The following is a 7,618-nucleotide window of genomic DNA, read 5'->3' as shown; positions in this document are numbered from 1 at the left end:
GCGCCTGGGCTGGAGCCGGAGCGCGGGCCGTGCGGGCGGGCGCGGGCTGGGCCGTGCCCCGGTCCATCACCTTGATGATGTGAAAGCCGTTGCCACTCTGGATCAGGCTGCTGACTTGGCCCTTCTGCAAGTTACCGACGGCCTGCACGAACAGGTCAGGCCAGCCGTCCAGCGGGCGCACGCCCATGACGCCGCCCTGCAGGGCTTCAGGACCGTCCGAGGCTGCGGCGGCCAGGCTGGCGAAGTCGTCGCCGCGCTTGGCTTGCGCCAGCAGGCCTTCGGCCTTCTTGCGCAGCGCGGCCAGTTGCTCGGGCGACGAACCTTCAGGCACACGCACCAGGATCTGGGCCAGGGCGTAAAGCATCGGCCCCGACGGCGCGGCAGCCTGCTGGGGTTCGGGCTGCGGCTGGGGCTGTGGTTGGGCCTGCGGCTGCGGGGCCGTCTGCGGCGCCGCGCCGAACGCCGGATTGCGGCGCTGATCCTTCAGGAAGGCGTCGACTTCAGTATCGGAAATCACGATCGTCGAATCCACCGCGCGCTGGCGCAGACGATCGGTGCGGATTTCGTCGCGCAGCGACTTGCGGTAGCCGTCCCAGTGAGTGCCGGATTTTTCGATTTCCTGGCGCAACTGGGCCACGGTGATCTTGTTGCGGGAGGCGATGGTCTGGATGGCCTGATCGACTTGCGCGTCGTCCACGCGTATGCCCAAGCGGTCTGCTTCATGGCGCTGCACGCGCTCCATGATCAGGCGTTGCAGCACCTGATGCTGCAGGGTCTGGTCATCGGGCACCTGGATGCCGCGGGATTTCAACTCGCCTGAAATACGCTGGGACGCGTCGCGCAATTCGCGCAACGTAATCACGTCCTTGTCCACCACGGCGGCAATGCCGTCGACGAACTGCTCGCGCTGCGGCGCGGGCGCCGGCGCGGCGTTTTTCTGCGCGGCGGAATTCGGCTTGGCGCCATTGTTCGCGGCCTTGCCGCCCTGCTCGGCCGCATGGGCCACGGGCAAGCCGGCGCACGCGGCCAACAGCAGCGCATTGCCGGAGAGGCGGCGCAAAGAGTGCAACCTACGCATCATTCATACCTTTCAAATGTGGTCCCGGTGGGCACTGGCGGCGTAATGCGCGAGTAGCCGGGGATACTTCTGTTCAGCAGGTTCATCGGGTCGGTTCCCAGGGAACCCAGGCCGGTCAGCTCAAGCTGGAAGAACAGCGCCGAGTTGGCGTCCGTGGCGGAGACCGCATACCGCTGATAGACCATGCGGCCCACCCAGCAGCAATCTCCCTTGTACTCCAGGCCGGCGATGGCCTGCGTGACGCGGGGCGAATCCGTCGTGTTGGCCAGCGTGCTGGAGGGACCGTTGCGCAGCGAATAATCCACCCGTCCCACGCCATACCAACGCTTGGAGAAGGGCCATTGCACCGCAAGGCTCACTTGGTTCTGCCCCTGCGCCTGATACTGGACGCCGGGTTGAGGATCGCGCTGGTAGCGGTACGACACCGCTACCGTCGTCAAACGTTGCGGCGTCCAGCGCGCGCTGATCAATCCGCGCGACCAATTGCTGTCGTAGGGATTGTATTGCGCGGCTACGTCGGTGCTGAGCGTGTCGGTCAAGGCCGCGCTGGCGCCCACAAGGAAGTCCGAGCGCACGTTTTCGCGGGGAATCTCGCCAGGCAGCGTGACCTTCTGGTCTGCAAAGTACAGCCGTTGCGCCACACCGAGCGACATCCGCTCAAACCCGGTGTTGGCATCCAGCCAGCGCGTCGTCAACGCCGCGGTCAGCTGGTTCGCATTCGCGATGCGGTCCCAGCCACCAGAATAAATGTTCTCTTCGAACGCCTGCGAAAAACTGAAATCCGCCAACGATGTGTCGTATACAGGTATCTTCGACTGATCGCGGTACGGCACATACAGGTAGTACAGGCGCGGTTCCAGGGTTTGGATGGACGCCTTGCCGAAAAGCGAGGTATCGCGCTCGAAAACCAAGCCTGAGTCGATCGACATGATCGGCACCGTTCGAGATTGAGACCGTGCATAACCCAGCGAAGTGCCCGCATCCGCGGTCCCGCTGTTCAGGCGCAGCCAATCTTTACCGTACCAACTAGTCTGGTATTGCGTGTAGTTCACGCCTACCTTTGGCACGATAAACCAACCCGGCTTCACGATCGGATATGAAACCGTCGGGTAAGTTTGCAGGCGATCGCCCTGAGGTCCCTGGCGTACGCCACCCACGTTAGGAATGCTGAAGCGTACGGCAGTGGAGGTCCAATCGACGTCGAAACCGCCCCAGTCGTAGCGTGCGCCACGCAAATACAGTTCGGGCACCTTATCGTACGGAGGAACCAACGGCGCATCGGGGTCTTGCAGCGTCTGGTACTTGTAGACTTGGACGTACGTGCTCCAGTAGTCCGAAGCCCAGCCCACGCGGCCGCGTTGCGGCAAGTAAGTGGTTGACGCCTGGTTCAGGCCCAGCTGGGAGATGTCGCGGAAATAGTTATCGTCCGAAACTTTAGCGACATCCCAATCCGCGTAGAACCCATGCGAAAACGTCTGCTGGTGACGCCACAAGTACATCCAGCGGTCGCTGTCAGTGAGACTGTCATTGGGCAGATAGGTGCCTACCACTGTGCCCGTATAACCTGGCCCGAGATAGCGGAACTCCCCGCCAAGCTGTATGCCGCGCTTGGAGAAATAGCGCGGCTGTACGGTCAGGTCATAGTTTGGCGCCAGATTCAGGTAGTACGGAATCGAAAAATCTAGGCCACCCTGGCTGGTGGTGCCATAAGTCGGCATCAGGAAACCCGACTTGCGCTCCTTCTTGACCGGGAAGGTCATATAGGGCGACGCCAGAATAGGCACGTCCTTGAAATACAGCACGCCGCTACGCGCCACGCCTTCGTTCTCGTCGAAGTCGATATCGACGGTCTTGGCCTTGATGTACCAGGACGGCGTTTCGCAAGCGCAGCCGCTGTATGTCACCGTTTGCATCCGCATCTGCGACCGGCTGAAGATGTCCGCATGCTCGGCGACCGCGAAGCCGCCGTTGGCGCCCATCCAGAAATTGGGCTTTTCGATCTCGCCCGAGGACTTGTCGACGTTGAACTTGGCGTTCGGCCCGACCACCAGGGTGCCGTCGCGCATCATGCGCGCGCTGCCCTGGACGTCGAGCTCGCCCGTGTCCTTGCGGTAGTTGATGCGATCGCCCTTGATCACGCTGTCGATGCGACGCACCTGGGCGTTGCCTGTCAGGGTCAGGTCGGAATCAGGGTCGCCATCAATGGAGTCTGCCTCCATGAAGGCGGGAATGCTGTCGTCCGGCAGGCGGTGGATCCGCAGGCCCGGCGAAGTGCGCAACACGGGAGTCGCCGAGGTCGACGACGCGGCGGGAACGCTGCCCTGGCTGCCTTGGGCCTGGACGGCTCCGGCGGCGACACTGACAGCGGAGAGGATCAACCATCGAACCTTGCGCACGAGTGAAAACAGCCCTTTTTGACGATGGTGGGAACGCGACACCGGCACCCACGGAGGGCCAATGCTAACGGAAACGAGCCGGTATTATAGAGAAGCCGCGCCATAGGCCCAGACTTATGTGCTCGGGACACAATTCTCAGCAATATTGCCTTTCTGACACGGATCTTCCTTGAAAAACGATCACGACCCCCGCCTGGAGCAGATCCGCGGCTGGCTGGGCAGCCTGCCCGCCAGCCTGAGCCTGGCCATCGACACGCTGCGCCCGGCGTCCGCCGACGCCAGTTTCCGCCGCTACTTCAGGCTGGACGCCGGCGAGCGCACCCTGATAGTCATGGATGCCCCGCCCGCGCACGAGGATTGCCGCCCCTTCCTGCACGTGGACCGCTTGCTGGCGGACGTGGGCCTCAACGTGCCCGCCGTACTGGAACAGGACCTGGACCAGGGCCTGCTGCTGCTGTCCGACCTGGGCGAGCAGACCTATTACCAGCGCATCCAGGCGGGACTGCCGGACAGCGAACTGCAGACGCTGTACCGCGAAGCCCTGGCCACGCTGGTCCGCCTGCAGCAAGCGTCCACCGCCGGCCTGGGCACTTACGACACCGCCCGCCTGGCCGATGAACTCAAGCTGTTCCCGGAGTGGTACGTGCAGAAGCACCACGGGGCGACGCTGGACGACAAGACCGCGAGCTCGCTGGAAAAGATCTTCGCGCTGCTGTCCACCAGCAATGGCGGACAGGCCCAGGTGCTGGTGCACCGCGATTACCATTCGCCCAACCTGATGGTCTGCGACCAGCCGCAATACGGCCCGAATCCGGGCATCATCGACTTCCAGGACGCGCTCATCGGCCCCATCACCTACGACCTGGCCTCGCTGGTGACCGACGCCCGCACCACCTGGGAAGAGCCGCAGCAGCTGGACTGGGCCATCCGCTACTGGGAGATGGCGCGGGCGGCAGGCCTGCCGGTGGACCCGGATTTCGCCGAATTCCACCGCGCTTATGAATGGATGGGCCTGCAGCGCAACCTGCGCATCCTGGGCGTGTTCGCCCGCCTGAACCACCGCGACGGCAAGGCGCACTACCTGGCGCACATTCCGCGCATGAACGGCTACGTGCGCCAGGTGGCCCAGCGCTACAGCGTCTTCACGCCGCTGCTGCGCCTGCTGGACAAACTGGACGACCGCCAGGTTAGCGTCGGGTACACGTTCTGATGCGGGCCATGATCCTCGCCGCGGGCCGCGGCGAACGCATGCGCCCGCTGACCGACCGCCTGCCCAAGCCCCTGCTGGCCGTGGGCGGCCAGCCGCTCATCGTCTGGCACCTGCGCCGGCTGGCGGCCGCCGGCATCCGCGACATCGTCATCAACCACGCCTGGCTCGGCCACGAGATCGAACGGGCGCTGGGCGATGGCGCAGCGCACGGCGTGCACATCCGCTATTCGGCGGAGGCGACCGCGCTGGAAACCGCGGGCGGGATCGCCCGGGCGCTGCCCCTGCTGGGCGACCAGCCTTTCCTGGTCATCAACGGCGACGTGTGGTGCGACTGGGATCCGGCCGCGGCGGAGGACCTGGCAATCGCCCTCCCGGACGGCGGCGCCTGGCTGCTGCTGGCAGACAACCCCCCGCAGCACCCCACCGGCGATTTCCGGCTGCAGGCCGACGGCAGCGTCCATGCCCAGGGCGAACCTCGTTTGACCTTTGCAGGCATCGGCGTCTACCATCCCTCGTTGTTCGCCGACGTCCCCCGGGGCGGGGCGGCGCCCCTGGCGCCCTTGCTCCGGCATGCCATGGCCCGTGGCCTGGTGCGCGGCGCGCGCCATGAGGGCAAATGGACGGATGTCGGCACGCCGCAACGGCTGGCGGACCTGGATGCCGAACTCACCGGCCAGGGTCGCTGATGCCCACATATTTCACAATATCAAGGTGCGCAACCAGGCTTGTCCGCGCACCCAACCGCCCCGGCTAACGGGGTATTCTCTAGCGCTTTGACCTGCGCGCGCTGCGCGCGGGCGAGCAAACATACAGGAAGTTTTCTAGGAATGGGGATGTTCGGAAGATCGCAACGGGCTGTGTTCAAGCCCTCCGTGTACCAGCCCGGCCAACGCACGCGCCGCATGCCGCGCTGGCTGGTCCTGCTGCTGGTGGGCATCGCCCTGGGCGCCGGCGGCGTGCTCTTCCTGCAGACCAACTACGGTCCGCAACGCCTGACCGTGGAACAGTCCGAGCAGCTGCACAGCGAGCTGAGCACGGCCAATCTTGAGCGCCAGCGCCTGCAAAGCCAGCTCGAGGAAGCCACCCAGCAGCGCGACGCCAACAAGTCCGGCCACGAAAAACTGACCGCCGACCTGGCCGACGCCCGCAGCAAGATCGACACGCTGAACAAGGAACTGGTGCTGTTCCAGGACGCCATGCCGGCCGACCCGCGCGGCGGCAACCTGGGCATCCGCTCCGCCACCTTCAAGCGCGCGCCCGGCCTGCTGGATTACCAGGTGCTGGTCATGCGCGAAGAACGCCAGGGCGCGCCGTTCAAGGGCACGCTGACCTTCTCCGTCGACGGCACCTACCCCAATGGCCGCGCCGCCACCGTCACGCCGGAAGGCCCCGCCCTGAACGTCGACCGCTACGACTACGCGCTGGGCCAGCTGAAGCTGCCGGACGGCTTCACGGCCAAGGTCGTGGTGCTGCGCGTGCTGGACGGCGCGCAGAAACAGCAGGCGATGCGTATCTATTACGTGCGCAACTGATACGCCACGCCATCCCAAAGACCCGCCCTGATCCGGCGGGTTTTTTTTGTCCCGGAAATGTAGTTGTGCACGCAACCTTTTGCGAATATAGTTGCGTGAACAACAAATATATGGAGACATCATGCCGCTACCCGCGCACGTTCCCGTCCTGATTGCCGGCGGCGGCCCGGTGGGCCTGATGCTGGCCGCCCTGCTGGCCGAATACGGCATCGCTACGCTGACCCTGGAGGCCGACGACGACTATTGCAGCGGCAGCCGCGCCATCTGCATTTCGCGGCGGTCGCAGGAAATCATGGGCTGGGTCGGCGCCGATCGTCCCCTGACGGCCACGGGGTTGGCCTGGACCGGAGGCCGCAGCTACTACCGCAACAGCGAGGTGCTGCACTTCGAGATGCCGCACGACCCACTGCAACGCTACGCGCCGATGGTCAACATCCAGCAGTACGCCGTCGAGGAGTACGCCCACCAGGCCATGCAGCGCCATCCGGAACTGGCCGCGCTGCGTTGGTCGGCGCGGCTTGCCGCCCTGCGGACGGACACGGACGGCGTCACGGCCGAGGTGGAGGCCGAAGGCGGCCGCCACACCGTGCGCGCCGACTGGCTGATCGCCTGCGACGGCGGCCGCAGCACCGTGCGCGAAGCCATGGGCCTGAGGCTGGAAGGCATGCAGTACGAAGGGCGGTATGTCATCGTCGACATCGAACAGGCATCCAGCCGCCCCGTCGAGCGCCTGGCCTGGTTCGACCCCCCCTCCAATCCCGGTTCCACCCTGCTCATGCACCGCCAGCCCGGCAATGTCTGGCGGGTGGACTACCAGATCCGCGACGACGAAGATCCCGAGGAGGCCGTCAAGCCGGAGAACGTGCTGCCGCGCGTGCAGAGCCATCTGGACATGATCGGCGAGACCGCGCCCTGGAAGCCGCTGTGGATTTCCATCTACAACGCCAAGTGCCTGACGCTGGGCAGCTACCGCCACGGACGCGTGCTGTTCGCCGGGGACGCCGCCCACCTGGTGCCGATATTCGGCGTGCGGGGCTTGAACTCGGGGCTGGACGACGCGGGCAACCTGGCCTGGAAATTGGCCTGGGTGCTGCAAGGCCAGGCCCCCGCCAGCCTGCTGGACAGCTATAGCGTGGAGCGCGTCCATGCCACCCGCCAGAACCTGGCCTATGGCGCCAAGAGCACCGAATTCATGGCTCCGCCGGATTTCGGCTTTCGCCTGATGCGCGAGGCCGCGCTGCGCCTGGCGCTGTCGGACGAGCGAGTACGCCAATTGATCAACCCGCGGCAGTCGGCGCCCATCTCCTACGATGCCTCGCCGCTGAATCTGGATGATGGCGCGCCGCAAGCTGGCGCCGCCGCCGCGCCCGGCCAGCCGGCGCCCGAAGCGCTGCTGCTGGAT

Annotated in this window: 6 protein-coding genes; 4 read left to right on the top strand and 2 right to left on the bottom strand. The window is 65.4% G+C overall.

Annotated elements, in window-relative coordinates:
• Both WBB14_RS16105 and WBB14_RS16100 read right to left on the bottom strand, forming a co-directional pair.
• A partial coding sequence (locus tag WBB14_RS16105) for a peptidylprolyl isomerase (RefSeq protein WP_424240728.1) occupies positions 1–1,081 on the bottom strand: 1,081 nt, incomplete at its 3' end.
• The gene (locus WBB14_RS16100) at positions 1,078–3,474 is read right to left on the bottom strand and encodes an LPS-assembly protein LptD (protein ID WP_424240729.1); all 2,397 of its coding nucleotides are present in this window, start codon (positions 3,472–3,474) and stop codon (positions 1,078–1,080) included. The genes WBB14_RS16100 and WBB14_RS16105, both read right to left, overlap by 4 nt.
• 169 nt (positions 3,475–3,643) lie before the next feature.
• Here WBB14_RS16100 and WBB14_RS16095 point away from each other — a divergent pair, with 169 nt between their 5' ends.
• The 4 genes from WBB14_RS16095 to WBB14_RS16080 form a co-directional block, all read left to right on the top strand.
• Positions 3,644–4,684 carry an aminoglycoside phosphotransferase family protein gene (locus WBB14_RS16095; RefSeq protein WP_424240727.1) on the top strand — a complete coding sequence of 347 codons (1,041 nt, stop codon included), beginning with the start codon at positions 3,644–3,646 and terminating at the stop codon, positions 4,682–4,684.
• Complete coding sequence (gene murU, locus WBB14_RS16090; RefSeq protein WP_424240726.1) at positions 4,684–5,370, top strand: N-acetylmuramate alpha-1-phosphate uridylyltransferase MurU; 687 nt, start codon at positions 4,684–4,686, stop codon at positions 5,368–5,370. The genes WBB14_RS16095 and murU overlap by 1 nt, the downstream gene beginning before the upstream one ends.
• 147 nt (positions 5,371–5,517) lie before the next feature.
• Complete coding sequence (locus WBB14_RS16085) at positions 5,518–6,216, top strand: DUF6776 family protein (RefSeq protein WP_332016310.1); 699 nt, start codon at positions 5,518–5,520, stop codon at positions 6,214–6,216.
• A 121-nt stretch (positions 6,217–6,337) separates the two neighbouring features.
• A partial coding sequence (locus WBB14_RS16080; protein ID WP_424240725.1) for an FAD-dependent monooxygenase occupies positions 6,338–7,618 on the top strand: 1,281 nt, incomplete at its 3' end.

The organism is Achromobacter sp. (assembly GCF_049647645.1).
GTDB lineage: Bacteria > Pseudomonadota > Gammaproteobacteria > Burkholderiales > Burkholderiaceae_B > Achromobacter.
The sequence above is the reverse complement of the archived record's forward strand: the minus strand, read 5'-3'. Positions and strand labels throughout refer to the sequence as shown.